Below are 24,448 nucleotides of genomic sequence, written 5' to 3' on the forward strand. Positions count from 1 at the left end.
ACCTTCAGGAGTGAGGGTTATGTGTGTCAACGCCTATCGAGTGGATGCGCATTCGCCCAAGATTTCTACACTGCCAAAAGTGGTGAAAGACCTGTCCCGTGCTCGAATTTGCCGTTAGTGCACCCTTTGATCCGGCATTCGACATCTCAAGCGGTATCGTTCCGGCCACTTTCCCGTGGTTGAGCCTTTCGATCTTGTTTCCCATCGTTGGGGCCTTCATTGTTCCCTTCGTGCCAGACGATGGAGATGGCAAACAGGTGCGCTGGTTTGCACTCGGAATTGCCCTCACCACCTTCCTGATTACAGCGGCGGCCTATCTCACGGGATATGACCCCAGTTACAGCGGACTCCAACTATCGGAACGGGTCAGCTGGCTGCCCAATCTCGGGCTCACATGGGCTGTTGGGGCCGATGGCCTCTCCATGCCGCTGATCCTGCTCACAAGCTTCATCACAGCCTTGGCGGTTTTGGCCGCCTGGCCAGTGACGTTTAAGCCCAAGCTGTTCTTCTTCCTGATCCTGGCGATGGATGGCGGCCAAATTGCCGTCTTCGCTGTTCAAGACATGCTTCTGTTCTTCCTCGCCTGGGAACTGGAGCTACTTCCTGTGTATCTCTTGCTGGCCATCTGGGGAGGAAAAAAACGTCAATACGCGGCCACAAAGTTCATTCTCTACACAGCTGGCAGCTCTCTGTTCATCCTCTTGGCGGCCCTTGCCATGGGCTTTTTTGGAGGGGGCGTGCCCAACTTTGAATACAGCGTTCTTGCCCAAAAGGGTTTCAGCACTGGATTTGAGTTGCTCTGTTATGCGGGGTTATTGATTGCCTTCGGGGTGAAATTACCGATTGTTCCCCTCCATACCTGGCTTCCTGATGCCCATGGTGAGGCCACGGCACCTGTTCACATGTTGCTGGCAGGCATCTTGCTCAAGATGGGTGGCTATGCCTTGATGCGCTTTAACGCCGAAATCCTGCCCGTCGCGCATGCCCAATTCGCGCCCCTCCTGGTGGTGCTGGGAGTCGTGAACATCATCTATGCAGCGCTCACCTCCTTCGCTCAACGCAATCTCAAACGCAAGATCGCTTACAGCTCCATCAGCCATATGGGTTTCGTGCTCATCGGCATTGGCAGCTTCAGCGAGCTGGGGACGAGTGGAGCCATGCTTCAAATGATTAGCCATGGATTGATCGGCGCCAGCCTGTTCTTCCTCGTGGGTGCCACCTACGACCGCACTCACACACTTCAGTTGGATGAGATGGGGGCATTGGCCAAAAGATGCGGATCATGTTTGCCCTGTGGACTGTTTGCTGCCTCGCCTCCCTTGCCCTGCCTGGGATGAGCGGCTTTGTGAGCGAACTGATGGTCTTCACAGGCTTTGCCACCGATGAGGCCTACACCCTCAGCTTCCGAATCGTGATTGATGGCCTGGCTGCCATCGGCGTGATCCTGACTCCGATCTATTTGCTATCGATGTTGAGAGAGATCTTCTTTGGGAAAGAAAACAGAGAACTCGTTTCTCACTCCAATCTTGTGGACGCTGAGCCCAGGGAGGTTTACATCATCGGTTGCCTGCTCGTTCCAATCATTGGCATCGGCCTCTATCCAAAGCTGATGACCGACAGCTACAGCAACACGATCTCAGCGCTTGTCAGGCGTGATGTTGACGCCATGGAGAGGGTGACGCGACCCACAGCGCCTCTCATCCGCAGCAGTTCCCTTGTGCCAGCGCTCTTCTCGGCACCAAAACTGACACCAGCGTCTCAGCCCGTCTCGTAAAGATCTTCTTCCTTTCTCTGGAAATGCGATTCAGACCCTGAATCGCTCCTTAATTTTTAGACGCCTGTCGCACACTCTGTTCGCCATGCGTCAGATCAATTTCAGTTTAATTTTCATCTTCGGCCTCGGCACGGTGTTTTTCACGTTGGAGAACACCGCCCCCACAACGGTGAATGTTTTGCCATGGATGCACTACACCTTGCCTCTGGCCGCTCTGCTGCTCTTAGCAGCGGGGATCGGAGCTGCTGCTGCCTGGCTTTTTGCAAGCTGGAGCGGAATGCTCAATACGGTGGAGCGATTGGGCAAAGCCACTGAATTCGAAGCTCAGCAGGTTCGCATTCAAGAATTAGAAACCGACCTCGATCGCTACCGCTCAACGGTGCAGACCCAGTTAGGACTGCTGCCATCAGGCAACAGTGACTCGGCCTCAACCACAAGCGCGAATCCCACCGTCGACATCGATTCCAATTCCTAAAAACGAAAGGCTTGACGGGAAGAAGGAAGCGAATCTCCTGTGGGGACTGGCGTCCCCTGGATTGGGCCGATACCTTGCCATCAGATTGAGGTTGTTTTTGTCTGATGCTGGCCTGACCTCAAAAGCGGATGCCGGCGCCCGTCTTGCAATCCGTCTTCTCCAAGATGCCGCACAAAGTGGCACGCTTGATCCTTGGGATGTCGACGTCATCTCAGTGGTCGACGGATTTTTAGATCAACTCAGACAACGCATCGACGTTCCCCGACGGGTTGCTGCTCAGCTGGGCCAACAGGGCGGAAGCTACGAACGTGATTTGGCCGAAAGCAGCGAAGCCTTTCTTGCTGCTTCCGTGCTGGTGGGGCTCAAGGCGGAGGTGCTTGAAGCCAGCACCCTCCCTCCAGACCCTGTCGTGGAAGACGCCTTTGACCCCGACTTCATGGAACAGGGTTGGCTGGATCCCCGTTTCAATTTGCCGCACCATCCTGAACGCCACCTCTTAAGACGCCCTGTGGCTCCACCTCCCCTGAGGAGGCCGGTCACGCTTGGTGAACTGATCGAACAACTGGAGACCATTGCCGAGCAACTGGAGACAGACGAACTGGACATGCGCCGGCGTCAGCGCCAGAAGCGCTTCAGCAATCGAGAGGCGATTGCCCAGGTCGCAGCCTTGGCCCATCGGGAAAAACTTCCTGAAACCACTGCCGCCTTGGGAGTTTTCTTGAAAGAATGGGAGCAGGCCTTGCACTGGGTTGATTTTGAGCTTCTTGTCAGCCGTTGGGCAGAGGCGGCGGCTCCCGACCTCGACACAGACCGCGTTGGGGTGTTCTGGGCCCTGTTATTTCTGTCCTCTCAGAGTCAGGTGGAACTAGAGCAAGTGGGCTCGCTGCATGCACCCATTCGTTTAAAACGCCTGCTCGTTGCCGGTGAAATCACTCAGTTGCCGATTAAAAGTCCGGAAGTGCCAGATATCACGCCGACCTTGCCCGCGATTGCCGCTTAATCACCCTCGTATGTTGAAGGTCACGTTTTCAAGCTTGGTACGTCAATGAAGGCCATGATCCTGGCCGCAGGCAAGGGAACCCGGGTACAACCGATCACGCATGTGATCCCGAAACCGATGATTCCGATCCTCCAGAAACCGGTGATGGAGTTCCTGCTGGAGCTCCTCAAAGAGCATGGTTTCACTGAGGTCATGGTCAACGTGTCCCATTTGGCCGAGGAAATCGAAAACTATTTCCGAGATGGTCAGCGTTTTGGTGTCGAAATCGCTTATAGCTTCGAGGGAAGCATTCAGGACGGCGAACTGATCGGAGACGCCCTGGGTTCTGCGGGTGGTCTCAAAAAAATCCAAGATTTTCAGACCTTTTTTGACGACACCTTTGTTGTGTTGTGTGGTGATGCCCTCATCGACCTCGACCTCACCGAGGCCGTCAGACGTCACCGCGCCAAAGGCGCATTGGCCAGTCTTGTCACCAAAACGGTCCCGAAAGACCAGGTGAGCAGTTATGGCGTTGTGGTGAGTGATGACGATGGCAAAATCCAAGCCTTTCAAGAGAAACCCAGTGTTGAGGAAGCCTTAAGCGACACGATCAACACCGGCATCTATCTCTTCGAGCCTGAGATTTTCGAGCACATTCCCTCCGGAAAATCCTTCGACATCGGGGCAGATCTCTTTCCCACTTTGGTGAAGCAAGGAGCTCCGTTTTATGCCCTCCCCATGGATTTTGAATGGGTCGACATCGGCAAAGTGCCTGATTACTGGCAAGCCATTCGCAGCGTTCTCCAAGGAGACGTTCGTCAAGTTGGCGTTCCGGGGAAAGAGGTCAAGCCTGGTGTGTTTGCGGGCCTGAATGTGGCCGCCAATTGGGACAAAATCAACGTTGAGGGCCCGGTCTATGTCGGCGGAATGACCAAAATTGAGGATGGTGCCACCTTGATCGGTCCCACGATGATTGGACCAAGCTGCTATATCTGCGAGGGTGCAACCATCGATAACTCGATCATTTTTGATTACTCAAGGATCGGGGCGGGCGTGCAATTGGTGGAAAAACTCGTGTTTGGCCGCTATTGCGTTGACAAGGAAGGCGATCACATCGATCTCCAGGAAGCTTCACTCGATTGGTTGATCACGGATGCCCGTCGCCAGGATTTGGTGGAGCCTTCTCCTCAACAGAAAGCGATGGCAGAACTCCTGGGCACCGATCTCACCCAGGCAAGCTGACGCCAGCCTGTTTCAAAATCGCTGGAATGCGTTCTTCTGCTTTGATCGCCATCAGATGAACGCCTTGAGCCACTCCTAGGTATCGCTGAACCTGTTCGGCAGCAATTTGAATGCCTTCTACCGCCGGGTCCGCCGCGGCCTCCAAGCGGGTGATCAGAGTGTCGGGAATGCAAGCACCAGGCACCATCCGATTGATAAACCCTGCATTGCGCGCCGACTTCAACAAGAAAACACCCGCTAGCACTGGAAGCTCCATGGGCTCTGCGATCTCACGGCAAAACCGTTCCAACACAGAAGCATCCATCACCATCTGCGTCTGAACAAAACGCGCTCCTGCGGCTTTTTTTCGCTCCATCCGTCGCACCAAGCCTGACCAACTTGCACATTGGGGATCTGCCGCCGCTCCAGCGAAGATGTCGGTAGGACCATCGGCAAGATCACCCTTCACCGGATCATCTCCCCGATTGAAGGCCGTGACCTGCTGCAGCAAGCGCACAGATTCCAGTTCATTCACAGGACGGGCCTTGGGCTGATCACCAGCACGAACAGGATCCCCGGTGAGGCAAAGAAGATTACGGATCCCCAATGCATGGGCACCCAACAGATCCGATTGAATTGCAATGCGATTGCGATCGCGACAGGCCATCTGCAGCACGGGCTCGATGCCTTCGTCCAGAAGGAGGCGAGCCACAGCAAGACTGCTCATCCTCATGACGGCACGACTGCCATCCGTGACATTGACCGCATGAACAAACCCCTTGAGGGCCCTTGCCATCTTGAGAGCATGGGATGGGTCTCCACCTCGTGGAGGCATCACTTCAGCCGTAATGGTGACGGCTCCAGCCTCGAGGCTGCTTTGCAGCGCTGAACGCAAACGAATGATCGCTACTGAAAACCACTATGGAAGATCAGGTTCTCCATACCTGCTTAAGATGCAAACCATGGTCCAAGAAGAATGGCCATCGGTGAGGAGCCCTGTTCAATGACTGTTTCCCTCTCCAGCCGTGAAATAGAGATCATCGAACTGGTAGCCGAGGGGCTGACCAATCAAGAGATCGCTGAACGACTGACGATCAGCAAACGTACGGTCGACAATCACGTGAGCAATGTGTTCACAAAAACCGGCTCCAAAAATCGCGTGGCTTTGTTGAACTGGGCAATGGATCACGGAAAAATTTGCCGAGATGGCTTCAATTGCTGCACCCTTCCCCCTGATGCCTCCGACGCGTCCTGATCGGAAGAGGAACAGGGATTGGGATATCCGTTAAGGAGCAGCTCGCCAAAGAAAGCCCAAACAAACTGGCATAAGCGAGGCAGGCTTCACGATCCAATCCTGTGAAACGCAGGATCCCATCAGAGTCATATAGACCGAACATGCCGTCTCACCTTGCAAACCATGCTCCAATTCTAAAGGAAATCAAAAGATTTTTTAGGTTTGCAGCCGATATTCGTCGATCCAATCCTTAGGCCAGGTGGCAAAAGGCTGATAAGCCAGTGCTGCATTGCTCCAGCGCGGATCCCCTGTGATCTCAACACCACACCAGTCGGGGATCGTTAAGGGGCTATCGGGGGCCTCAAGCTCAACCTCAGCAAGAATTAACGGTGAATTGCTGCCTTCAAAGCAATCAACGACCCAATCCCCCCCTCCCTGCTGAAGGGAATAGCGCGTTTTCGTGACGCGATGGGACGCAAGTGCCCAAAGCTCTTCCGCATCCGTTCCGGGAATGTCATACTCGAATTCATGGCGAGCAATCCCGGCAGCAGGGGCCTTCAATGTCAGCCATGCCTTGCCGTCAGCGCGCAACCGCATGCGAACGGTGAATCCATCGGGCGAGGCGGACAGATACCCCTGTCGCAGCGCTTGGGGGGGACCTGCCACACGACGCCATCCGGGATGGGTCACCAGGAATCGCCGTTCAATCTCCAGGGCCATCTCAGTTTGAGGAGGGAGCACTATCCAGCAAACTTCCCGCCCAGTGAAGTTTGCGTGACAAGGTTCGGTAATAGGAAGGACTTTGATCCAGCTGGACCATCAACGCATGATGGGCAGCCTGCTGAATCACGCAGCATTCACCTGGGCCAAAAACCTCTCCAGCCGCCCCATCTTTCCAAAGTTTCACCTGACGACTGGCATCACCCAGAGGCCAAATCACAACCCTGGAGCGAGGAGGCAGCACCACGGTGCGACTTGACAAACTCATCGGACAAATTGGACTAACCACAATCGCATCGATCCCTGGATGCAAGATCGGGCCGCCAGCCGCCATCGCATAACCCGTTGATCCCGTAGGCGAGGCCAAAATCAAGCCATCTCCTCGAACTTGATCCACAACCTCTCCATCGATCTCCATTTCAAGAATGCAGGTTGGAGACAAATCCTCGTGATAGGGCTTTAGGTAGAGGTCATTCAGTGCCCAGTGAATCTCCTGATCGTCAGGGAGACCATCGTCTGCTCCAGAGGTCTCCTCATCCTCAGAACCATGCAGATCCCCCATGCGCTGGATCACCGCCTGCAACATCATGCGCCGCTCCAAGGCAAAACGATCTTCCAGCACGCGCTCCCAGAGCCCTTCACTCCGAAGCAAACCGGGATCATGCGTGAGAAAGCCAAGATGACCTCCTACGTTGAAACTCAGAATCGGGACATCCAGAACGGCGAGATGTCTGGCGGCACCGAGCACGGTTCCGTCACCACCAAGCACCACCGCCAAATCCGGTAGCCGAGGCTCAGAGGCCAGCAAACCGGGGAACGGGTCTGCCGTCAGGCCACTCATCGCCAAGACGCAGGTCACGCCAATCGTCTCAAGCTCATCGGCGCAACGACGCGCCTCTTTGAGGGCCAGTGGGCTATCTGCGCGATAAATCAGCCAGACCCGTTGAAGGCGCATAACAGCGTGACGTCTTTACCAGCGCAAAAGATTGAAGCGCTCCATGTCCACAGTGACTCTGTTCCTGTAAAGCGACAACAAGATCGCCAAACCGACGGCAGCCTCAGCGGCGGCAACGGTGATCACAAACACTGAGAACACCTGGCCACGAATCAGTTGGCCATCGACGTAGGAAGAAAAGGCCATCAGGTTGATGTTCACTGCATTGAGCATCAACTCAATGCTCATCAACACGCGAACAGCATTTCGGCTGTTAATGAGACCCCAGACTCCCGTACAAAACAGGACTGCTGCCAAAAGCAAATAGGCTTGGAGAGGAACAGAACCAGAAAGCAGCTCAGAGAGCATCACAAAAAAGGAGAAAGAATTCAGGCGCGAGGCTGGTCGGTCAATAGAGGGGTGCGTGCCTTTTCGATTAGGCCCTGATCAACCTCTTCGCCAGTGACAGGATCTACAGATTGAACGTCACGACGGGCCAGAACAATGGCCCCAATCATGGCCATCAACAATAAAACAGATGCCAACTCAAAAGGGAGCAAGTAGTCGGTGAACAGATGTTCACCGATGCGCACGGTTGAATCCTCCCCAATCGGCATTGGGCCCTTGGCCCAGGGCGTGGTGACCACAACACGGGTCAAGAGTGCAAACAGGCCTACACACACACCACCGGATAGAAGACGGCGTATGGGGAGTCCGGGGATCGGAGCCAGATCCTCCTTTTTGTTCACCAGCATGATCGCGAACAGGATCAAGACGTTGACGGCACCCACGTACACCAGGACCTGGGCCGCCGCGACAAAACTGGCGTTAAGCAGGAGGTAGAGACCTGCCACTGCCAAAAACACACCGCCTAGGAGGAAGGCTGAATAGACGATGTTGCTCAAGAGCACCACGCCGAGGGCTCCCAGGACGATGACGGCACTCAGAGCCAAAAAACAAATGAGCTGCGTTGACGCGGCGATCGTCATCCTGCGCTCTCCTCCTCGTTGGAAGCTGATGAAGATGATTCTCTCCCATCCTCGGCAGCCTTCCTGGATCCAGCGGCCTTGAGCTCCTCAAGGATTTGCTCAGGAAGCTTGCCCGCTCGGGGGCGATCAGGAGAAACGCCATGGGGCTGAACTTCCCCAGCGGGCAAATACACCAGTTCCCGCAACGGCTGGACCGATGGATCTGTCGTCACACTGGTTGGCAGGCGACCTAAGGCAACGTTGTCGTAATTCAGGCTATGGCGATCGAAGGCGGCCAATTCATATTCTTCGGTCATCGATAAGCAATTGGTGGGGCAGTACTCCACGCAGTTGCCGCAAAAAATACAAACCCCAAAATCAATTGAATAATTGCGTAGCTCTTTTTTCTTCGTCTCCTTGTTCATCACCCAATCCACCACGGGAAGATTGATGGGACAGACGCGCACACACACCTCACAGGCGATGCACTTGTCGAATTCGTAATGAATCCGTCCTCGATACCGCTCCGACAGGATCAGCTTCTCATAGGGATACTGCACCGTGACCGGACGGCGCTTCATGTGGTCGAAGGTGACCGACAGACCTTGCGTGAGATTACGGGCCGCATCCACTGCATCCCTGGTGTAATCACCAACCTGTTTAAGGAAGCCGAACATGGTTTGGAATCGGGGAAGGGAACGATCGAGGAATCAAAACCCGGCTTTCATGATGCCGCCGGGAGAGGGGAAGTGACGAGATCAGCCGCCAAAAGCAACCGGAAAGGCCAGCTTGAGGGCTGCTGTGACCAGGAGGTTGACCAGGGCCAAAGGCAACAGGAATTTCCAGCCAAGATCCAACAGCTGATCGATCCTGACCCGTGGAGTGGTCCAACGCAAAAGGATCGCGATGAAGACCAGCAGGTAGGCCTTCAAGACCGTCATCACGATGCCCACGGTGCCTGTGATCAACTGCACCAAAGGCGCATCAATCGGCTGGTTTAACCAAGAAGCCAACCATTCAACGGGGATCGGGAAGCCCCAACCACCTAGATAGAGGATGGAAACAAGGAGAGCAGAGAGAACCAGATTGATGTAACTGCCCAGGTAGAAGAGGGCAAATTTCATCCCTGAGTATTCGGTCTGATAGCCAGCAACCAGCTCTTCCTCCGCTTCTGGGAGGTCAAAAGGCAGACGCTCACATTCCGCAAGCGCACAGATCCAGAAAATCAGGAAGCCAACCGGCTGACGCCAGATGTTCCAACTCAGAACACCAGCTCCAGTTTGTTGATTGACAATGTCGACGGTGCTTAAGGAGTTGCTCATCATCACGACGGCCAGGACGGCCAACGCGAGCGGAATCTCGTAACTGATCGATTGGGCTGCCGCACGAAGACCTCCCAACAACGAATATTTATTGTTTGAGGCGTAGCCACTCATCAGAAGGCCAATGGGCTGAACGCTGCTCAGCGAGATCCAAAGGAAAATGCCAACGCCCACATCGCTGATCAAGAGGTTCTGACCGAAGGGCACGATCAACCAAGATAAAATGACCGGCACCACCACCAGCACAGGGCCGAGGGTGAAAAGAATGCTGTCCGCTCGGTCAGGAATGATGTCTTCCTTGACGAGCAGCTTGAGCCCATCGGCAAGAGGCTGAAGAACACCGAGGGCTCCGGCGTACTCAGGCCCAACCCTTTGCTGCACGGCTGCAGAAATCTTTCGTTCCAGCCACACCGTGACCAGAACCCCCACAACAGCGGCCACAAGGACCAGCAACATCGGGAAGGGAAGCCAGAGCATGCGAGCAGCCTGGGCCGAGAGCCCAAACCCCTCCAGGGCCTGACTAAAGCTCTGCTCAAGGTCAAGACCCGGGCTCACCAGAGCCGGCGCGGTGGTGGCGAGGGAAGTCACCATGGTCAGAGAACAGATAGATGCAACTTAAGCGCCCGCGGCATTCACCCGCTCGTCTGCAGGGACCCAATGACGCATGGATCTGCCGGTATAAATCTGAGAAGGGCGAAAAATTCGATTGGCACCGAGCTGCTCCCTCCAATGTGCCAACCACCCGGCCACCCGGGAAATCGCAAACACCGGGGTGAACAGATCTCTTGGAATCCCAAGTTTCCTGTACACAAGCCCTGAATAAAAATCAACGTTGGGATAAATCCCTTTGGGCCCGAGGCGAATCGCGGCAGCCGTTTCAAGGGCATGGGCCACGTCATAAAGATCGTCGTGACCAAATCGAGCAAACAACTCCTCAGCCAAGGACTGAAGGATCACGGCACGCGGATCTTTCACTTTGTACTCGCGATGCCCAAAACCCATCACTTTGCGTTTGCTCGCCACGGCTGACTCGAGGTAGGAGTCGGCCTGTTCCGGAGTACCAATCTCCTCCAACATCGCCAGAACATCTTCGTTAGCGCCTCCATGGAGAGGGCCCGCCAGCGTTCCGACCGCCGATGCCACGACGGCATAGGGGTCGGTCAACGTGCTCGCCGTCACCCTGGCGCTGAACGTACTGGCATTGAGGCTGTGCTCAGCGTGGAGGATCAAACAGCGATCAAAGATTCGAGAGGCCAGGGGATCGGGCTCTTGCTCCGTGAGCATGTACAGAAAGTTGGCGGAGTAAGCCAGGTCGTCGCGGGGCTGGATTGGATCCTGGCCTTTTCGGATCAACTGGAAGGCCGCCACCATGGTTGGAATCTTGGCAATCAGCCTGACAACAGCGTCGTAGATGTATTGCGGATCATCGATGGCCCGGCGGGAATAGAAAAGCCCCAAGGAAGCCGCGCTCGATTGCAGCGCATCCATCGGATGCCCGTTGGCGGGGAAGCACTTCATCATGTCGCGCACCCGAAAGCTGACGCGGCGATGCATCTGCACTTCGTGCTCAAAATCACGAAATTGCTGCGGTGTAGGCAGTTCACCCCAGATCAACAGATAGGTGGTCTCCAGGAAACTGCTGTGGACCGCAAGGTCATCGAGGGAGTAGCCCCGATAGGAGAGACGCCCTTGGAGGCCGTCAATGTCGCAAATCGAAGATTGGGTGGCCGGGACACCCTCCAGGCCGGGTCTAAACACCAACCCCGTGCGTTCATGCCTGATTTCGCTCCCGCCGGTCTGACTCACCACCACCCACAACGACAACTCATCAACGCAACTTAAACGCAGCCCGGCAACAACAGACGTGGCCTAAGTAACCCCTGCAGCTGCGCTATCCCACGGGGATCTTGATGGGATGGGTCCCAACGGAGATGGCAGAGCCCAGCCTTGCGCAGGCGCAGGCCATCCGATCGCGCACCTATCAGCTCCGCAGCCAGCTGGCTCAAATCAGGTTCATGACCCACAAGCAAACACGAGCCTTGCAAGCGCTGAACCAAGGGCCATGGATCCCCTCCAGGCTCAAGACAACGGGCGAGCTCAAGCTCAGAAGCCAAACCACTTTTCACCGCAAGCTCAGCTGTTTCACGCGCTCGCCGATAAGGGCTGCTGTACGAGCGGTCGGCGATCAATCCGAGATCGCGCAGACGGCAGCACACCTTGAATGTGCGCTCGACTCCCAAAGGCGTCAGACCACGATCTGGATGATCCACGCCTTGGTGGCGCTCAACCGCGATGCCATGACGCAACAGCAGCAGGTCAACCAAATCGCAGCTGGGCGCGGAGTCGTAAGCGGTTAGAGCCTGCTTGACCAGCGCCTTCCTCTTGGTCCGGACCAGCAGCCAAAGCAAGTTCCTGCACCGCTGGGAGCAGGGGCTTGCCAGCCACCGACTGAATCAAACTCCAGAGCCGCCACTTTTGGAGCTGAGCGCGGCTGGGCTCCGTCGCCAGGGCCAACTGCTGTGCCAGAGGCGCCGCCCCATCGTCTTGCAAGGCCCGTAGTTGATCCAAGCGCGGCTCAAGGGCGGAGTGATCCTGACGCATTGTCAGAGCATCCAGGGTCTGCCCCCACCAGTCTTGACCAGATTCACGCTCCAAGGCCACCGCAAGCTGGGCCTGTAGAGAGGCTTCACCCCGCTGCCGCTGCCGGGCCAGCCGGGTCCATACCTCAAGGGCCGATCCATCAGACGGCAGGGCTGAACGCACGAGCCCCTTGACCTGGAGGTCCGCATCCACGGCCTCCAAACCAGGCTGATCACTGGATGTTCCCAATAGCCATCCCTCTACACCCTGCTTCCAAAGCAGGGGGCCCGCATCCAACCCCACCACAGCGGAAGCCCCCTCGGCTCCCAGGGTTTGGAGAGACTCCTCAAGAACAGGCGCCAACCATTGAGCGACGGGGTCCTGATCATGAGGACTTAGGAGCCCTGCAGGATCCGAGAGCAAAGCCAGGGCAGAGGCTGATCCACCGGCTGAACGCATCAAGGATTGCGACTGCAGGCCGTCAGTCCCTGAACCTCCAAGCGGCTGACGAAAACGCAAGACAGCATCCAGATCGAGAGCGGTCCCTTTAGGTTCAAGTGCTGCGACCAGACCAACCAGGTCGTCGTCATTAGCAATGGAGCGTGGCATTCCAAGCCACTTCGCCATCGCGACAGGATCAGCCGTTAGCAGCGCCGCACCCCGACCAAGCTGCTGCAAATCAGCCATGAGAGCTTCGTCTCCAAGCTGGTGCAAAGCATCCAGTTGAGACACATCCAAAGACTGCTCCAGCACACCACGACCGGAGGCGATTAAGAGCAGGTCATCGTCGATCAAGGCTGTAGCGATGGGCTGTGGGTCTTGACCGAGCAGCGCTCCGCGGCCGCTGATCACCCCCATTCCCCGGTAACGACTGATTTGCAGATCGGTGCCTGCCAAGCTGCGCGTTTGCCAAAAGCGTTGCAGGAAACGCTTGGCCCCGTCTTGATCAAGGCTGGTGAGAGCGAGCACCCAACCCGCAGGAGCATCGGAGACGGGCGCAAACAAAGACAAACTGACCTGGGGACCGATCCAATCCGCGAGTTCTCCCACAAAATCCAAGCCCGCTAGAGCAAAGGCGCCATCCCGCAATTGCTGGGTGCTGTCCCGCGCTTGGCGTCGGCGTGACACCGGAGCCACGGCCTGGGCATAGGCGGGCATGCGCCCAGGATCAGCAAGCAAATGCAAACTCAGGGACGCATTTCTCGGAACGAACCGAGCAGCTCGTGGCAAGACGAGGGGTTGCCCGACAATCTTGAGGGGACTCTGCTGAGCCATCGCCCACCACAGGCCCAATGCGGTGATTAGCAGCAACACCACCGTTGCAGCGACAGCTAAAAGGAAGGAACGCGCCTTCATGAAGCAGCAGGCGTGGGACTGGCCTCATCTTTGTTCATGATGAATCCCATGACACCCTCTTCACCCCAATCGATCAGCGCCAAAGACCTTCACGCGTGGCTAGCGAGCGGCAGTGCCCTTCAGCTCGTTGATGTTCGCGAGCACTCCGAACTGGAGATCGCTCCCTTCCCCGGGCAGGTGGAACATCTACCGCTAAGTGAATCAAACCTATGGCTTTCCGATCTGCCCGCAAGGCTGACCACCAGCAAACCCATCGTGGTCATTTGTCACGCCGGGATCCGTAGCCGAAATTTTGGCTGCTGGCTCTTAGAACAAGGACCGGATTATGAGGTATGGAACCTAGAAGGCGGCATTCATGCCTGGAGTGTGGACGTCGACCCGAGCGTTCCCCGTTACTGAGCAGCGGTTCATGACAACGCCACCAATCCGAGGGGAAACCTCCGTACGATCACAACGCTGATTGTGTGCCTGTGCAGCCGCTGCCCCGCCGACAACAGGAGGTGCTCAAGGCCACGGTGCATCACTACGTTGACACGATTGAGCCAGTAGGGAGCAGAACCCTCGTTCAGAGGTTCGATCTGCAAGCCAGTGCTGCCACCGTGCGTTCAGCCATGGGGGCTTTAGAGCAGCGGGGTCTTCTCACCCAACCACATACATCTGCCGGACGGGTTCCAAGCCCCAGTGGATATAGGCATTACGTGGATTGTCTGCTTCCGAAGCCTGGAACCATCGCCCAACATCTTGATCAGGAGTTAACCCAACTGAGCCTTCGATGGGCAGCGCTTGATGATCTGCTCCAAAATATGGCGAGAAGGCTCACCGATTTCACGGGACTGATGAGCCTGATCACGCACCCCAGCCAAGGGCACCCCGCACTGGAAGCGATCCGACTGGTGCGCAGCGAGGAGCGCTTGCTGGTGATGTTGGTGAAGAATTCCAGCCAAGCCAGTCACCTCAATCTTCGGCTGCCCCACGGCAGTGAGCATCAAATCGAAGCGATGGATCAATGGGCGCGTCGGCAGCTCGACGGCAACGGCCGTTTGAATTGGAATGCACTGCCAAGAGAACTGCAGGCCTGCGGCAGAGCCCTCCGCGATGCCATTGACAGCCATCAGACCTTGCAAACCACCCAAGAAACCAAAGCGCTCTTTCATGGCGTGTCTCGGCTCGTCGCCGAGCCCGAATTCAGCCAAAGCTCCAAGCTCAGACCACTCCTTGAATTGATGGATCAGAGTCCTGCAGCCCTAACCCTGTCCGCTTCCGGTCCTGGATATGGCGTCTGGATCGGCCAAGAACATCCCGAACAGGCTTTGCACCACTGCTCAGTGGTCCAGGCCACCTACACAAGCGCCACAGACGGCGTGGGGCATGTGGCGCTTGTGGGGCCAATGCGCATGGCCTACGCCACAGCACTCGCTGCCGTTAAGAGTGCCGCCCATCATCTCGACTATCTCCTGAACTGACATGGCATTCCAAGGAAGAGCCCTGTCCCCCCCGCTGACCATCGTCCTAGGACTCGCCATCGGGGGGGCCTTGTTTGCCCTTTGGAGCGGTGTCAACCAGACAACAAAACAGGAGCGACTTGAGCCCGCGCAGAGCAGCTCGATGACCTCGAACGAGGCGGGACGAAGCCTTGCCAGTGAGAACCTTGATTCCCTTCTTAACGAAGAACCCCGCCCTTGGTTGCTGGCACAGTCCCTTCCCCTGAAAGGCCCCTCTGGACATATCGGAGAGCGCTTCGCCCTAGGAATCGACACCGTTTTACGGGAGCTCAATGATCGGGGGGGCATCGCCGGACGCCCCGTCAAGGTTTGGCGGATCGATGATGGCTATGAGCCAGAAAATACGCTGCGTAACACCCGCTTGTTTGCGGCCGAGCCTGATGTTTTGGCCCTCTTCGGCTTTTTTGGCACGCCCACGAGCAAAGCGGCCCTACCGATTGCCAAGACGGCGGGACTCACCCTTGTTGCTCCTCTCACAGGTGCTAGCGCCCTCAGAGAACAAGGTCAGACCGAGGTGTTGCACTTCCGAGCCAGCTATGCGGAAGAAGCTCGGCGGATCGTCAATCACCTCGTCAACGACGGCTTCGTAAGGATTGCAGTGGCATATCAGAACGACGCCTATGGAAAAGACGTGCTTGCCAGCACAGTGGAGGCCCTGAAAAAGCACAATCTCAGTGCTGTCAGCACAGCGGCTCTGCCACGAAACTCCATTGAAACAACGCAAGCCGCCAACACGATTATCAAATCAAAGCCCGATGCCCTCATCGTGATCTCACTGAGCAAAACGATGGCCTCATTGGTGAACAACCTGCATCGAAATGGCAGCCGCCCGCAATTAATGACCATCTCTCCAACAGGAACCAAAGCGCTGTTTCGGGATCTGCCGCAAGCAGCCGCCTTTGGCGTTGGTGTCACACAAGTTGTGCCCTTCCCTTGGGATGCACGGCACCCAGATGTCGCGAGCTATCAACGACTCCTACGCCAGCAGCAGCAGGATGGTGAAGTTGATTTCGATTTCTACAGCCTCGAAGGCTTCATGGCAGCGCAATGGCTCGTTGAGGCAATGGAATCGATCGCTCCAGATGTCACCCGGGATCGACTCGTCGATGAACTGAGACGCACCACTCCAGGATTACATCGCAGTATCGATTTGGTCTTCCTTGGCAGCGATCCCTGGGAGCCCTAAAAAGGTTGCTAGATCAACAACCAGCTAGCTATTGACAACAAAACCATAACGACAAGAGAAATAGGAGGCCAAAATTGCTCATAAAAGTGAATACGTCCCAAAATCAAATCTCGACGCTCATTGGTCTCCAAACCCGCTCGTCTCTTGAGACTCTCAAGATAGAGAACGAGCGCAAAACTAACGATTGAAAGGATGTAAGCAATCGCATAAATCGAGTCTAGAAACGAAAGGTAAGGGAGACTTGGCAGCTCTGATCTATATCCATCTTGCAAGAAGATCAGCGTTAGCAAAACGGCGATCGGAATCTCAACACGAAACTCTGTCAGCACCCGGGTAATCAAAACAATCGAGGCCATCACCACAACCAGGGGCTGAATCAAAGTCCAGAATGCAGACCAAGAAGACTTTTGATAAGACACATCAAAAATAAGCTGGCTGTATTCCTCATCCACAGTGCTAACGCCAAGTCCCGAGGCAAAGTGATGCCGAAATTCCCCAAAAGACCAGCCCCGTGTGAGCCAGCCAAAGAGATCAGAATACTGACCAATCCCGCTATCCCTTAAATCAGGAATCAAACGAAGACTTTGATAGGTCAGATCACCAACAGGATCATCAGCTTCAAGAACAACAGGGAGACTCACCGAGTTAAAAGGAAACCTCCGTAAGTCCAAGTTGTCGATGTAAAAATCCCCTGTGTACAACATCCCTTGCCCAAAAGTGCCGTCTTCAAATTCACGGACATCCCGCAAAGGCGTGATTACAGATGTTTCCGGATTGATATCATTTTCAAGTCCAATTACCTCGGAAATAGCCAAGCCTCTTTCTTCCAAGTAATCCTGGAAAGGCTTTCCCCAACGCATCCAGATATATCCCTTGCTAGAAAAGCTAGGAACCTCCAGGTCCAAACTGAAGTTATTCGCGACGTAAATACCTGCATAGACCTTGTATTTTGCCGCTTCCAGAAGTTCCGAATCACGCAGAACTTCCGCCCCCTTTAATGGCCTGCCACGAGCCGCAGCATCAGGCGCTTCATTACGAATGTGAGGAGTACTCGTGAGCCGAAGCAATTCTCGAGAACTGATCACATCTAAATTTTCTCTACCAAGAAATTGAACCAAAAAAATCCCAGAGATTGCAATCACCAGGACGAGGAGAAAGTCCCAAAAGTTCAATCTGATGCGCAACATCTTGGGATGCTTCAACAAGCGCTGAAGCACAGTCTTCAAAGCTGACTTCCAAGTTTTTCCGCCACGGTGTTCACATCCTTATCACCACGACCAGAACAATTGATCACAATTTCGCTGCCGCTGGGAAGCGTGGGGCACAACATTTCCAGCCAAGCAAACGCATGGGCGGTTTCCAAAGCGGGAATGATTCCCTCCAACTCACTCACAAGCCGTAAAGCGGAGAGCGCCGCATCGTCCGTAACGGCAGCGTATTCAGCGCGGCCGATATCCCGCAGATAACTGTGCTCTGGCCCCACACCGGGATAGTCAAGACCAGCACTGATGGAATGCGCTTCCTGCACTTGGCCGTCCTGATCTTGAAGAAGCAGGCTCATCGCCCCATGCAGCACCCCCACTCGGCCCTCCGTAATCGTGGCGGCATGACGGCCAGTTTGCACTCCATCACCTGCGGCCTCAACGCCAATCAGACGAACAGAGGTGTCTTGCACAAACGGATGGAAGAGCCCCATCGCATTGGAACCTCCACCCACACACGCCAACAACACATCAGGAAGCCGCCCAAACGACTCCATGCATTGCTCACGCGCTTCATTGCCGATCACTGCATGGAAGTCACGCACCAACATCGGATAGGGATGGGGACCAGCCACGGATCCAAGGATGTAGTGGGTGGTTTCCACATTGGTCACCCAATCGCGGATGGCTTCGCTCGTCGCGTCCTTCAAGGTGGCGGTTCCTGCCGTGACCGGCTGAACGGTGGCTCCCAATAAGCGCATCCGGAACACATTCAGCGCCTGACGGCGCATGTCTTCAGCCCCCATGTAGACCACGCACTCCAGGCCGAAACGAGCGCAGACCGTTGCGGTGGCCACGCCATGCTGACCGGCACCGGTTTCAGCAATGATTCGCTTCTTGCCCATACGCAAGGCCAACAACGCCTGACCAAGGGCATTGTTGATTTTGTGCGCACCCGTGTGATTGAGATCTTCGCGCTTCAACCAGATGCGTGGACCCCCATCGGAACGGCGATAGTGAGCGGTGAGACGCTCCGCTTCGTAGAGGGGTGTGGCTCGCCCTACATAGGATTTCAGCAGCCGATTGAGCTGAGTCGTGAAGGCTGAATCCTTCCACGCTTCAGCCGCCGCTTGTTCAAGCTCAGCAAGCGCTGGCATCAGCGTTTCGGGAACGTACTGCCCTCCATAACGACCAAACCGACCGTGAGCTTCAGGCCGAACCGAAGGCGTCAGGCTGGCTGGATCTGGGGTGCTGGCAGTCGGCAGAGTGCTTGTCACAGGTCTGGCATGCCGCTGAAACGGCGTCTTGCGGTAAGTCAGCGTAAACAGGCAATTACACGATGTCGTGGATCACAGGCCTCAATACGCAGATCTCGAAACCCTGCCTGCAGAAGAGCGGCGCCCATATCGAGGCCGAAATAGTCCTCGATGTAGGGCTCGGTGCTCTTCAGCAGGGTCGCAACGGCGGCTGGCAGGCGTTGCAATACCGATGAAGCTGGATCCTGATCCACCATCAGCAACACGCCCCCCGGCTTCAGAAGACGCGCTGCTTCTTGCAAGACCTCACGGGTGGCGCTTTGAGGCAGCTCGTGGCAAACGAACTGAAGGCTGATGAAATCAATGCTCTCACTCACCAAAGCGGTGTGTTCGGCAGCGGCATGGCGCCACTCACTGATCAAGCTGTCGCGATCTCTGACCCTTGCTACAGCCAGCATCTCCGGAGAGAGATCCAAACCGATCAGCCGTGGCCTGTTCAGACCACGTTGATCGGCCCGAGCGTTCAACCAACGGGCAAGCGCCTGGGTGCTGACGCCAACGGAACAACCCAGATCCAAAACCTCGCGGGTGGAATCGCTGAGAAGCGGTTCCACCACCGCATGGATCGCATCGCGGAGTCGCGTCTGAGCCTGGAGCGGCTCCAGCGCTTCCTTTGGCCAGATTCGCAGGGCCATCGCATCGGTGGCTTGCTCAGCCTCCGATGCCGCCTGCCAGCAGAGATTGCCCTGCTCATAGGCATGGAAACGCGCTTGGTAGTAGGCGGGAGGAACCAGGCCCTCGGTGCGACTCTCCGCCAGAAGGGGAGCGGCCGCCTCCCACAATTCCGACCGTCGCTTCCGCCAAGGAATGCCGTTGCGCTCAGCCGTTCGGATGATCAGCTGTCGTGCCTGAAAAAACAGGGGGCGACGCAACAGGGGGATGCCGATCAACCGTTCAATCCAGCGGCCGAGCCCCCGACTGGAATCAGCCCATTGGGGAGCGGGAGCAGACCCACTCATGGTGAGAAACGGCAGGATAGGAACGGATGCGAATAGCTCATGCGCAAGGGAGGCTGGCAAGAATTCAGCAGTGCTGACAGTCTGCAACGCCCAACTGGACCATCAGCAGGCGCCACACCCAAGAATGAGCAGGTGGTTCGCGTGCAGCCCACCCGCGGGGGGAAAGGGGGCAAAACCGTCACGGTGATCCGCGGTCTTGAATTAGATCCGGATGGCTTGAAGTCCCTCCTCAAAAAGTTGAAAACGCGCATTGGCAGTGGCGGCACCGCAAAGGATGGCGTGATCGAGTTGCAGGGGGATCAGGTTGAGCTCAGTCTCGAATTGCTTAAAAAAGAGGGCTACAAACCCAAAAGAGCTGGAGGCTGAGACCTCAGCGGCTTCATGCCGAGATTGTGCCGTCGTCGTTTACGCCAGGAGATAATGCCATCTTTCGCGCTCCGTTCATGGCCGCCGCCGACAACACAAAAGCAACCAACATCGTTTGGCACCAGGCCTCGGTTGATCGCGACACTCGCGCTAAACAACGGGGCCACGGCAGCTCAATCCTCTGGTTTACGGGCTTAAGCGGGGCTGGCAAAAGCACCTTGGCCAATGCCGTGAACGCTGCTTTGTTTGAGCGTGGACTGGCGACTTACGTGTTGGACGGCGACAACGTTCGCCACGGCCTCTGCAAGGACTTGGGCTTTTCCGACGCCGACCGAGAAGAAAACATCCGGCGCATCGGCGAGGTGGCGAAGCTGTTCCTCGATGCCGGCGTGATTGTGCTGACGGCGTTTGTGTCTCCTTTTCGGGCTGACCGCGACAAAGCAAGAGCTCTTGTGAACGCAGGAGACTTCATCGAGATCCACTGCGCAGCCGATCTCAGCGTTTGCGAAGAACGTGACACCAAGGGGCTCTATGCCAAAGCGCGTGCGGGGGAAATCAAAGAATTCACCGGGATCTCCAGCCCCTATGAAGCACCGGAACATCCTGAACTCAATATCAACACCGGCAACAGCAGCCTGGACAGCTGCGTCGAGCAGGTGATCCATTATCTGGTTGAGCAAAAGATCATTCCTGCGCAGATCTGATCGCTTTTGAAGGCAGATCAAAGCCCTGACGATCAGCCCAGGCATCAATCAGGGTTTTGATGCAACTCGCCACTGGCACGGCAAGCAACAGGCCCAGAAGCTCTCCAAAACCGAACAAAGCGCCCGCGCGTGCACCAAGCGGGAGAGCAATCAGCAGCCAAGCCGGCTGCAAGCCAACGATGCTCCCCATCAAGCGTGGCTGGATCAACTGATCCACAACCTGACCGACGCCAATCGCGGCCGCCAGGATGGCGAGGCCCATTCCAGGATCTTGCACGGCCAACAAAACACTCACCGCAACGATCGTGAAAGCACTGGCGTAGGGGATCAACGTTGTTAGGCCAATCAAAACAGCAAACAACACGCCATAAGGAATCTTCAGCAAGGTGAACACCGCAATCTGACCAGCGCTCAAAATCAAAGCGAGCACGACCTGACCGGCGAAATAGCCCCGAAAGGTGCGCGTGATGGTGACCACCACCAGCTCACGCCACTCCTGCGGCAACCACCGCACCAACCCTGCCGTAATGGATTCGCCTCCCAGCAGAAAGAACACCGCCAGCACCAGGACGATGACGGTGTTGATCGTGGTGCCGAGGGTCGCCCCAAGAAGGCCTAGCAACTGTTGACTGAACTGGCTCGCTAAACGACTGGCACGCGTCAAAACATCGCTGCTCAGATCTCCGAATTCACTTGGCAATCCACGGGCCATCGCCCATTCCTGGAGACGGCCGATCAACCCTTGGGAGGCTTCAAGCCAACCTGGCAAGGCATTGATCAATTGCGCGAGTTGGTCAATCAAAAGGGGCACCAATGTGATGCCTGAGATCACCAAAATTCCTACGGCCAGCAAAAACACCAGGGAAATCGCAAGCCAACCCGGAAGCCCCCGGGCACGAAGCCAGCGGGAAGGAATGCTGAGGAGGAAGGCGATCAGGGCCGCGGTCAAAAACAAACCCGGAAAGGGCGCCAGCGGCACAAGCAACTGACGCAACACGAATAAGTTGAGCGTTAACAGAGGTAGGGAGAGTCCCCAACGCATCCAGGCAGGACCGAACATCAAACGTTCCGTTGAGATTGAATTGTGAAACTGACCACGACCAACGGTGTGTGATCAGCTACTCGACATGGAATCCAGATACGCGTCAGCACCGAGATTTTTGAGGCGGGCATCCTTGGCAACCACCATGTCGTGGAGTTGCTGGCGGTAGGCCTCAAGTCGTTCAGAGAGGGTCGAATCACTGATCGCCAGAATCTGAGCGGCCAGCAAACCAGCGTTTAAACCGCCGCCAATCGCCACCGTGGCCACAGGGATACCACCAGGCATCTGAACAATGGAGTGCAGGGAATCGACCCCGGAGAGCGCGCGACTCTTCACAGGAACGCCGATGACAGGAAGCGTGGTGAGCGAGGCCACCATGCCTGGGAGGTGGGCAGCACCGCCGGCACCAGCAACGATTACCTGAAATCCCATGGATTTTGCATGCCTTGCAAAGTCCACCATTTCCAGGGGAGTGCGATGGGCCGAAAGCACACGCACCTCAACGTTGACACCCAGGTCTTCAAGGACCGAAACCGCTGGCTTCAGGGTCGGCAAATCAGAATCACTTCCCATGATCACTGCAACACGGGACGTCGCAACGATTGTGGGCTCCGATGGCTTGGACACAGCAAGCTTGCAGCGAGACTGCCATCGTCCCGCACTGGCTTCAGAGGACCCTTCCCCATGCGCCGGATCACACACGTCTGTCTGCCCCAAAGCACGAGCAAGGACGGGCACTCACAGCAGTGGTGGCTGCAACTCGATCGAGAAGCCCGCATTGTGGATCGAGGATTGATGCCTGAGGGGACGGCCCTAGCCGGTGAAGGCTGGGGCGGAGACGTGCTCAGCCCGATGGGTGTAGACCTCCAGATCAATGGGGGTTTGGGACTGCCGTTCCCAGAGCTGACCGATGCTGCGTTGCCACAACTCCTGCAGCTCCTCGATCAGCTCTGGCGCGATGGCGTGGAAGCGATCAGTCCCACTCTTGTGACCTGCGGCGTCGAGCCCTTGCGTGAAGCTCTCACCGTGCTCAGGCAGGCGCGTGCCGCTCACCAGCCCTTCCGCTGCCAGCTGCTTGGTGCCCACTTGGAAGGACCTTTTCTGGCCGAGGCAAGACGGGGAGCCCATCCACGCCAACACCTCGCCAGTCCCACCATGGACGAACTCAAGGCACGCATCAGCGGCTTTGAGCAAGAGATTGCCCTGGTCACCCTCGCTCCAGAACGCGATGGCGCCGCGGCCTTGATCGAACACCTGTGTGGTCTGGGCATTCGCGTGGCCCTTGGTCACAGCACTGCGGATGCCACCACGGCCAATGAAGCCTTTAACAAGGGCGTATCGATGCTGACCCACAGCTTCAATGCGATGCAGGGGTTGCATCACCGCAATCCCGGACCGATCGGAGCTGCCTGCCTACGGGATGACGTTGCACTCGGCCTGATTGCTGATGGGGTTCACGTGGACCCCACGATGGCGGTGCTCTTGCAGCGGCTGGCGGGCGATCAACTCGTGCTGGTCAGCGATGCACTCGCCCCCTACGGACTCGAAGACGGAGTGCACCATTGGGATGAGCGTGCGCTTCTGGTGAAGAACGGCACCTGCCGGCTTGAGGATGGAACCCTTGCGGGCGTGACCTTGCCGCTGCTTGAGGGAGTGAAGCGGCTGGCACGCTGGAGCTCCCATCCAAGTGCTGCCATTTATGCCGCAACCGTTGCACCCAGGAAGGCCTTGAATTCCCAAGAAACCTTCCAACTGCTGGGACGACCTCTGAACGAGCTGTTGCGCTGGCATTGGGATGACGAAACCAACAACCTCAGCTGGCAACACGCTGCCTAAAATTCCGCGACCCTTCTGACTGATGCCATGCCACCCGAGTCCCTGCTGGACGACACGCAGGCTGAAAAGCAGGAGGTAAAGGGGTACTTCGAAACCACAGGGTTCGAGCGCTGGAATCGTATTTACAGCGAAAGTGATGATGTCAACAAGGTTCAACGCAACATTCGCATCGGACACCAAAAGACCGTGGATGAGGTGTTGAGCTTGATCAAGCAAAGTGGCGAGCTCAGTGACGTGAGCTTCTGTGATGCAGGGTGCGGAGTGGGCAGCCTCAGCTTGCCTCTAGCAGAGATGGGAGCTGGCTCCATCGATGCCAGTGACATTTCTGAAGCGATGGCGCAGGAGGCTCAGCGCCGCGCAGAAGAGGCGGGCTTGAACATGGGCAAGCTCCATTTCTTCGCCAGTGATCTCGAAAGTCTTAGCGGCTCCTTTCACACCGTCTGCTGCCTGGATGTGTTCATTCACTATCCACAACCAGCTGCGGAGGAGATGGTGCGCCACCTCTGCAGCCTCACCGAGCAGAGGCTGATCGTGAGCTTTGCTCCCTACACCCCTTTGTTGGCATTGCTCAAAAGCATCGGCCAACTGTTTCCTGGTCCAAGCAAAACCACCCGCGCTTACACCCTGAAAGAAACAGGAATTGTGAAAGCTGCTGAATCCTGTGGATTCAAGTTGATTCGTCGCAGTTTGAATAAAGCACCTTTTTACTTCTCGCGCCTTGTGGAATTCCAAAAGAGCTGAACTCAGTCAACGCATTTCACTCAGTTCGAAT

26 protein-coding genes and 1 pseudogene are annotated in these 24,448 nt (G+C 56.3%); 12 read left to right on the forward strand and 15 right to left on the reverse strand.

Annotated features, from left to right (window positions below):
• Nucleotides 1-98 precede the first annotated feature (98 nt).
• From SynROS8604_RS14095 to SynROS8604_RS14110, 4 genes and pseudogenes are all read left to right on the forward strand, one after another.
• Nucleotides 99-1,774 (forward strand): annotated as a pseudogene (locus tag SynROS8604_RS14095) (NAD(P)H-quinone oxidoreductase subunit 4).
• An 85-nt stretch (nucleotides 1,775-1,859) separates the two neighbouring features.
• On the forward strand, nucleotides 1,860-2,249 hold the full coding sequence (locus tag SynROS8604_RS14100) for a lipopolysaccharide assembly protein LapA domain-containing protein (RefSeq protein WP_186544455.1): 390 nt from the start codon (nucleotides 1,860-1,862) through the stop codon (nucleotides 2,247-2,249).
• A gap of 97 nt (nucleotides 2,250-2,346) precedes the next feature.
• Nucleotides 2,347-3,249 (forward strand): segregation/condensation protein A, encoded by a 903-nt coding sequence (locus tag SynROS8604_RS14105; protein WP_186544456.1) that lies wholly within the window; start codon nucleotides 2,347-2,349, stop codon nucleotides 3,247-3,249.
• Nucleotides 3,250-3,294: 45 nt separating this feature from the next.
• Nucleotides 3,295-4,470 carry an NDP-sugar synthase gene (locus SynROS8604_RS14110; protein WP_186544457.1) on the forward strand — a complete coding sequence of 392 codons (1,176 nt, stop codon included), beginning with the start codon at nucleotides 3,295-3,297 and terminating at the stop codon, nucleotides 4,468-4,470.
• Here the strand turns inward: SynROS8604_RS14110 and SynROS8604_RS14115 are convergent.
• On the reverse strand, nucleotides 4,454-5,344 hold the full coding sequence (locus SynROS8604_RS14115) for a methylenetetrahydrofolate reductase (protein WP_186544458.1): 891 nt from the start codon (nucleotides 5,342-5,344) through the stop codon (nucleotides 4,454-4,456). The genes SynROS8604_RS14110 and SynROS8604_RS14115 overlap by 17 nt on opposite strands.
• A gap of 81 nt (nucleotides 5,345-5,425) precedes the next feature.
• Between SynROS8604_RS14115 and SynROS8604_RS14120 the strand changes: the two genes are divergently transcribed.
• Nucleotides 5,426-5,704 carry a helix-turn-helix transcriptional regulator gene (locus tag SynROS8604_RS14120; protein WP_006853997.1) on the forward strand — a complete coding sequence of 93 codons (279 nt, stop codon included), beginning with the start codon at nucleotides 5,426-5,428 and terminating at the stop codon, nucleotides 5,702-5,704.
• A gap of 195 nt (nucleotides 5,705-5,899) precedes the next feature.
• Here the strand turns inward: SynROS8604_RS14120 and SynROS8604_RS14125 are convergent, their stop codons facing one another.
• The 9 genes from SynROS8604_RS14125 to SynROS8604_RS14165 form a co-directional block, all read right to left on the reverse strand.
• On the reverse strand, nucleotides 5,900-6,403 hold the full coding sequence (locus SynROS8604_RS14125; RefSeq protein ID WP_186544459.1) for a CYTH domain-containing protein: 504 nt from the start codon (nucleotides 6,401-6,403) through the stop codon (nucleotides 5,900-5,902).
• Nucleotide 6,404: 1 nt separating this feature from the next.
• Nucleotides 6,405-7,358 (reverse strand): NAD(+) kinase, encoded by a 954-nt coding sequence (locus tag SynROS8604_RS14130; protein WP_006854000.1) that lies wholly within the window; start codon nucleotides 7,356-7,358, stop codon nucleotides 6,405-6,407.
• A gap of 15 nt (nucleotides 7,359-7,373) precedes the next feature.
• Complete coding sequence (gene nuoK / locus SynROS8604_RS14135) at nucleotides 7,374-7,706, reverse strand: NADH-quinone oxidoreductase subunit NuoK (protein WP_006854001.1); 333 nt, start codon at nucleotides 7,704-7,706, stop codon at nucleotides 7,374-7,376.
• A gap of 20 nt (nucleotides 7,707-7,726) precedes the next feature.
• Nucleotides 7,727-8,326, reverse strand: coding sequence for an NADH-quinone oxidoreductase subunit J (locus SynROS8604_RS14140; protein WP_186544460.1), 600 nt, complete (start codon nucleotides 8,324-8,326; stop codon nucleotides 7,727-7,729).
• The gene (gene ndhI / locus SynROS8604_RS14145) at nucleotides 8,323-8,982 is read right to left on the reverse strand and encodes an NAD(P)H-quinone oxidoreductase subunit I (RefSeq protein ID WP_186544461.1); all 660 of its coding nucleotides are present in this window, start codon (nucleotides 8,980-8,982) and stop codon (nucleotides 8,323-8,325) included. Before ndhI ends, SynROS8604_RS14140 begins: the two co-directional genes overlap by 4 nt.
• An 81-nt stretch (nucleotides 8,983-9,063) precedes the next feature.
• The gene (gene nuoH / locus SynROS8604_RS14150; RefSeq protein WP_170952871.1) at nucleotides 9,064-10,182 is read right to left on the reverse strand and encodes an NADH-quinone oxidoreductase subunit NuoH; all 1,119 of its coding nucleotides are present in this window, start codon (nucleotides 10,180-10,182) and stop codon (nucleotides 9,064-9,066) included.
• Nucleotides 10,183-10,242: 60 nt separating this feature from the next.
• Nucleotides 10,243-11,433, reverse strand: coding sequence for a citrate synthase (locus SynROS8604_RS14155; RefSeq protein ID WP_370586591.1), 1,191 nt, complete (start codon nucleotides 11,431-11,433; stop codon nucleotides 10,243-10,245).
• 32 nt (nucleotides 11,434-11,465) lie between these two features.
• Nucleotides 11,466-11,951, reverse strand: coding sequence for a histidine phosphatase family protein (locus SynROS8604_RS14160; protein ID WP_255445082.1), 486 nt, complete (start codon nucleotides 11,949-11,951; stop codon nucleotides 11,466-11,468).
• Nucleotides 11,944-13,563, reverse strand: coding sequence for a DUF3352 domain-containing protein (locus tag SynROS8604_RS14165; RefSeq protein WP_186544462.1), 1,620 nt, complete (start codon nucleotides 13,561-13,563; stop codon nucleotides 11,944-11,946). Before SynROS8604_RS14165 ends, SynROS8604_RS14160 begins: the two co-directional genes overlap by 8 nt.
• Before the next feature lie 48 nt (nucleotides 13,564-13,611).
• On the opposite strand from SynROS8604_RS14165, the gene SynROS8604_RS14170 reads away from it, so the two are divergent.
• The 3 genes from SynROS8604_RS14170 (at nucleotide 13,612) to SynROS8604_RS14180 (ending at nucleotide 16,251) form a co-directional block, all read left to right on the forward strand.
• Nucleotides 13,612-13,962: a rhodanese-like domain-containing protein gene (locus SynROS8604_RS14170; RefSeq protein WP_115070935.1), complete on the forward strand. Its 351-nt coding sequence runs from the start codon at nucleotides 13,612-13,614 to the stop codon at nucleotides 13,960-13,962.
• A gap of 71 nt (nucleotides 13,963-14,033) precedes the next feature.
• Entirely contained in the window at nucleotides 14,034-15,026 is a 993-nt protein-coding gene (gene hrcA / locus SynROS8604_RS14175; protein WP_186546010.1) for a heat-inducible transcriptional repressor HrcA, read from the forward strand.
• Nucleotide 15,027: 1 nt separating this feature from the next.
• Nucleotides 15,028-16,251, forward strand: coding sequence for an ABC transporter substrate-binding protein (locus SynROS8604_RS14180; protein ID WP_186544463.1), 1,224 nt, complete (start codon nucleotides 15,028-15,030; stop codon nucleotides 16,249-16,251).
• Between the two features lie 8 nt (nucleotides 16,252-16,259).
• Here SynROS8604_RS14180 and SynROS8604_RS14185 read toward each other — a convergent pair whose 3' ends face one another.
• The 3 genes from SynROS8604_RS14185 to SynROS8604_RS14195 are packed head-to-tail and all read right to left on the reverse strand — an operon-like array spanning nucleotide 16,260 to nucleotide 19,728.
• A complete protein-coding gene (locus tag SynROS8604_RS14185) occupies nucleotides 16,260-17,438 on the reverse strand; it encodes a hypothetical protein (protein WP_186544464.1) in 1,179 nt (392 codons plus the stop codon).
• A 35-nt stretch (nucleotides 17,439-17,473) separates the two neighbouring features.
• Nucleotides 17,474-18,730 (reverse strand): tryptophan synthase subunit beta, encoded by a 1,257-nt coding sequence (gene trpB / locus SynROS8604_RS14190; RefSeq protein WP_186544465.1) that lies wholly within the window; start codon nucleotides 18,728-18,730, stop codon nucleotides 17,474-17,476.
• A 38-nt stretch (nucleotides 18,731-18,768) separates the two neighbouring features.
• Nucleotides 18,769-19,728: a class I SAM-dependent methyltransferase gene (locus SynROS8604_RS14195; RefSeq protein ID WP_186544466.1), complete on the reverse strand. Its 960-nt coding sequence runs from the start codon at nucleotides 19,726-19,728 to the stop codon at nucleotides 18,769-18,771.
• A 39-nt stretch (nucleotides 19,729-19,767) separates the two neighbouring features.
• On the opposite strand from SynROS8604_RS14195, the gene SynROS8604_RS14200 reads away from it, so the two are divergent.
• Both SynROS8604_RS14200 and cysC read left to right on the forward strand, forming a co-directional pair.
• Complete coding sequence (locus tag SynROS8604_RS14200) at nucleotides 19,768-20,094, forward strand: translation initiation factor (RefSeq protein ID WP_186544467.1); 327 nt, start codon at nucleotides 19,768-19,770, stop codon at nucleotides 20,092-20,094.
• A 77-nt stretch (nucleotides 20,095-20,171) separates the two neighbouring features.
• Complete coding sequence (gene cysC, locus SynROS8604_RS14205) at nucleotides 20,172-20,798, forward strand: adenylyl-sulfate kinase (RefSeq protein WP_186544468.1); 627 nt, start codon at nucleotides 20,172-20,174, stop codon at nucleotides 20,796-20,798.
• Here the strand turns inward: cysC and SynROS8604_RS14210 are convergent.
• On the reverse strand, nucleotides 20,779-21,858 hold the full coding sequence (locus SynROS8604_RS14210; RefSeq protein WP_186544469.1) for an AI-2E family transporter: 1,080 nt from the start codon (nucleotides 21,856-21,858) through the stop codon (nucleotides 20,779-20,781). The genes cysC and SynROS8604_RS14210 overlap by 20 nt on opposite strands.
• Before the next feature lie 54 nt (nucleotides 21,859-21,912).
• Nucleotides 21,913-22,467 carry a 5-(carboxyamino)imidazole ribonucleotide mutase gene (purE, locus tag SynROS8604_RS14215; RefSeq protein ID WP_255445083.1) on the reverse strand — a complete coding sequence of 185 codons (555 nt, stop codon included), beginning with the start codon at nucleotides 22,465-22,467 and terminating at the stop codon, nucleotides 21,913-21,915.
• Between the two features lie 57 nt (nucleotides 22,468-22,524).
• Here purE and SynROS8604_RS14220 point away from each other — a divergent pair, with 57 nt between their 5' ends.
• Both SynROS8604_RS14220 and bchM read left to right on the forward strand, forming a co-directional pair.
• A complete protein-coding gene (locus tag SynROS8604_RS14220) occupies nucleotides 22,525-23,676 on the forward strand; it encodes an amidohydrolase family protein (RefSeq protein ID WP_186544470.1) in 1,152 nt (383 codons plus the stop codon).
• 27 nt (nucleotides 23,677-23,703) lie between these two features.
• Nucleotides 23,704-24,417: a magnesium protoporphyrin IX methyltransferase gene (bchM, locus tag SynROS8604_RS14225; RefSeq protein ID WP_186544471.1), complete on the forward strand. Its 714-nt coding sequence runs from the start codon at nucleotides 23,704-23,706 to the stop codon at nucleotides 24,415-24,417.
• Nucleotides 24,418-24,448: the final 31 nt, after the last annotated feature.

The organism is Synechococcus sp. ROS8604 (genome assembly GCF_014279655.1).
Classification (GTDB): domain Bacteria; phylum Cyanobacteriota; class Cyanobacteriia; order PCC-6307; family Cyanobiaceae; genus Synechococcus_C.

Coding starts and splice junctions, on each gene's coding strand:
- SynROS8604_RS14180 (WP_186544463.1), top strand. CDS start 15,028: ATGGCATTCCAAGGAAGAGCCCTGTCCCCCCCGCTGACCATCGTCCTA.
- SynROS8604_RS14210 (WP_186544469.1), bottom strand. CDS start 21,858: ATGTTCGGTCCTGCCTGGATGCGTTGGGGACTCTCCCTACCTCTGTTA.
- SynROS8604_RS14165 (WP_186544462.1), bottom strand. CDS start 13,563: ATGAAGGCGCGTTCCTTCCTTTTAGCTGTCGCTGCAACGGTGGTGTTG.
- SynROS8604_RS14220 (WP_186544470.1), top strand. CDS start 22,525: ATGCGCCGGATCACACACGTCTGTCTGCCCCAAAGCACGAGCAAGGAC.
- SynROS8604_RS14140 (WP_186544460.1), bottom strand. CDS start 8,326: ATGACGATCGCCGCGTCAACGCAGCTCATTTGTTTTTTGGCTCTGAGT.
- SynROS8604_RS14170 (WP_115070935.1), top strand. CDS start 13,612: ATGACACCCTCTTCACCCCAATCGATCAGCGCCAAAGACCTTCACGCG.
- SynROS8604_RS14125 (WP_186544459.1), bottom strand. CDS start 6,403: ATGGCCCTGGAGATTGAACGGCGATTCCTGGTGACCCATCCCGGATGG.
- SynROS8604_RS14120 (WP_006853997.1), top strand. CDS start 5,426: ATGGCCATCGGTGAGGAGCCCTGTTCAATGACTGTTTCCCTCTCCAGC.
- SynROS8604_RS14130 (WP_006854000.1), bottom strand. CDS start 7,358: ATGCGCCTTCAACGGGTCTGGCTGATTTATCGCGCAGATAGCCCACTG.
- bchM (WP_186544471.1), top strand. CDS start 23,704: ATGCCACCCGAGTCCCTGCTGGACGACACGCAGGCTGAAAAGCAGGAG.
- nuoK (WP_006854001.1), bottom strand. CDS start 7,706: ATGCTCTCTGAGCTGCTTTCTGGTTCTGTTCCTCTCCAAGCCTATTTG.
- SynROS8604_RS14100 (WP_186544455.1), top strand. CDS start 1,860: ATGCGTCAGATCAATTTCAGTTTAATTTTCATCTTCGGCCTCGGCACG.
- ndhI (WP_186544461.1), bottom strand. CDS start 8,982: ATGTTCGGCTTCCTTAAACAGGTTGGTGATTACACCAGGGATGCAGTG.
- SynROS8604_RS14185 (WP_186544464.1), bottom strand. CDS start 17,438: ATGTTGCGCATCAGATTGAACTTTTGGGACTTTCTCCTCGTCCTGGTG.
- SynROS8604_RS14195 (WP_186544466.1), bottom strand. CDS start 19,728: ATGAGTGGGTCTGCTCCCGCTCCCCAATGGGCTGATTCCAGTCGGGGG.
- cysC (WP_186544468.1), top strand. CDS start 20,172: ATGGCCGCCGCCGACAACACAAAAGCAACCAACATCGTTTGGCACCAG.
- SynROS8604_RS14110 (WP_186544457.1), top strand. CDS start 3,295: ATGAAGGCCATGATCCTGGCCGCAGGCAAGGGAACCCGGGTACAACCG.
- SynROS8604_RS14200 (WP_186544467.1), top strand. CDS start 19,768: ATGCGCAAGGGAGGCTGGCAAGAATTCAGCAGTGCTGACAGTCTGCAA.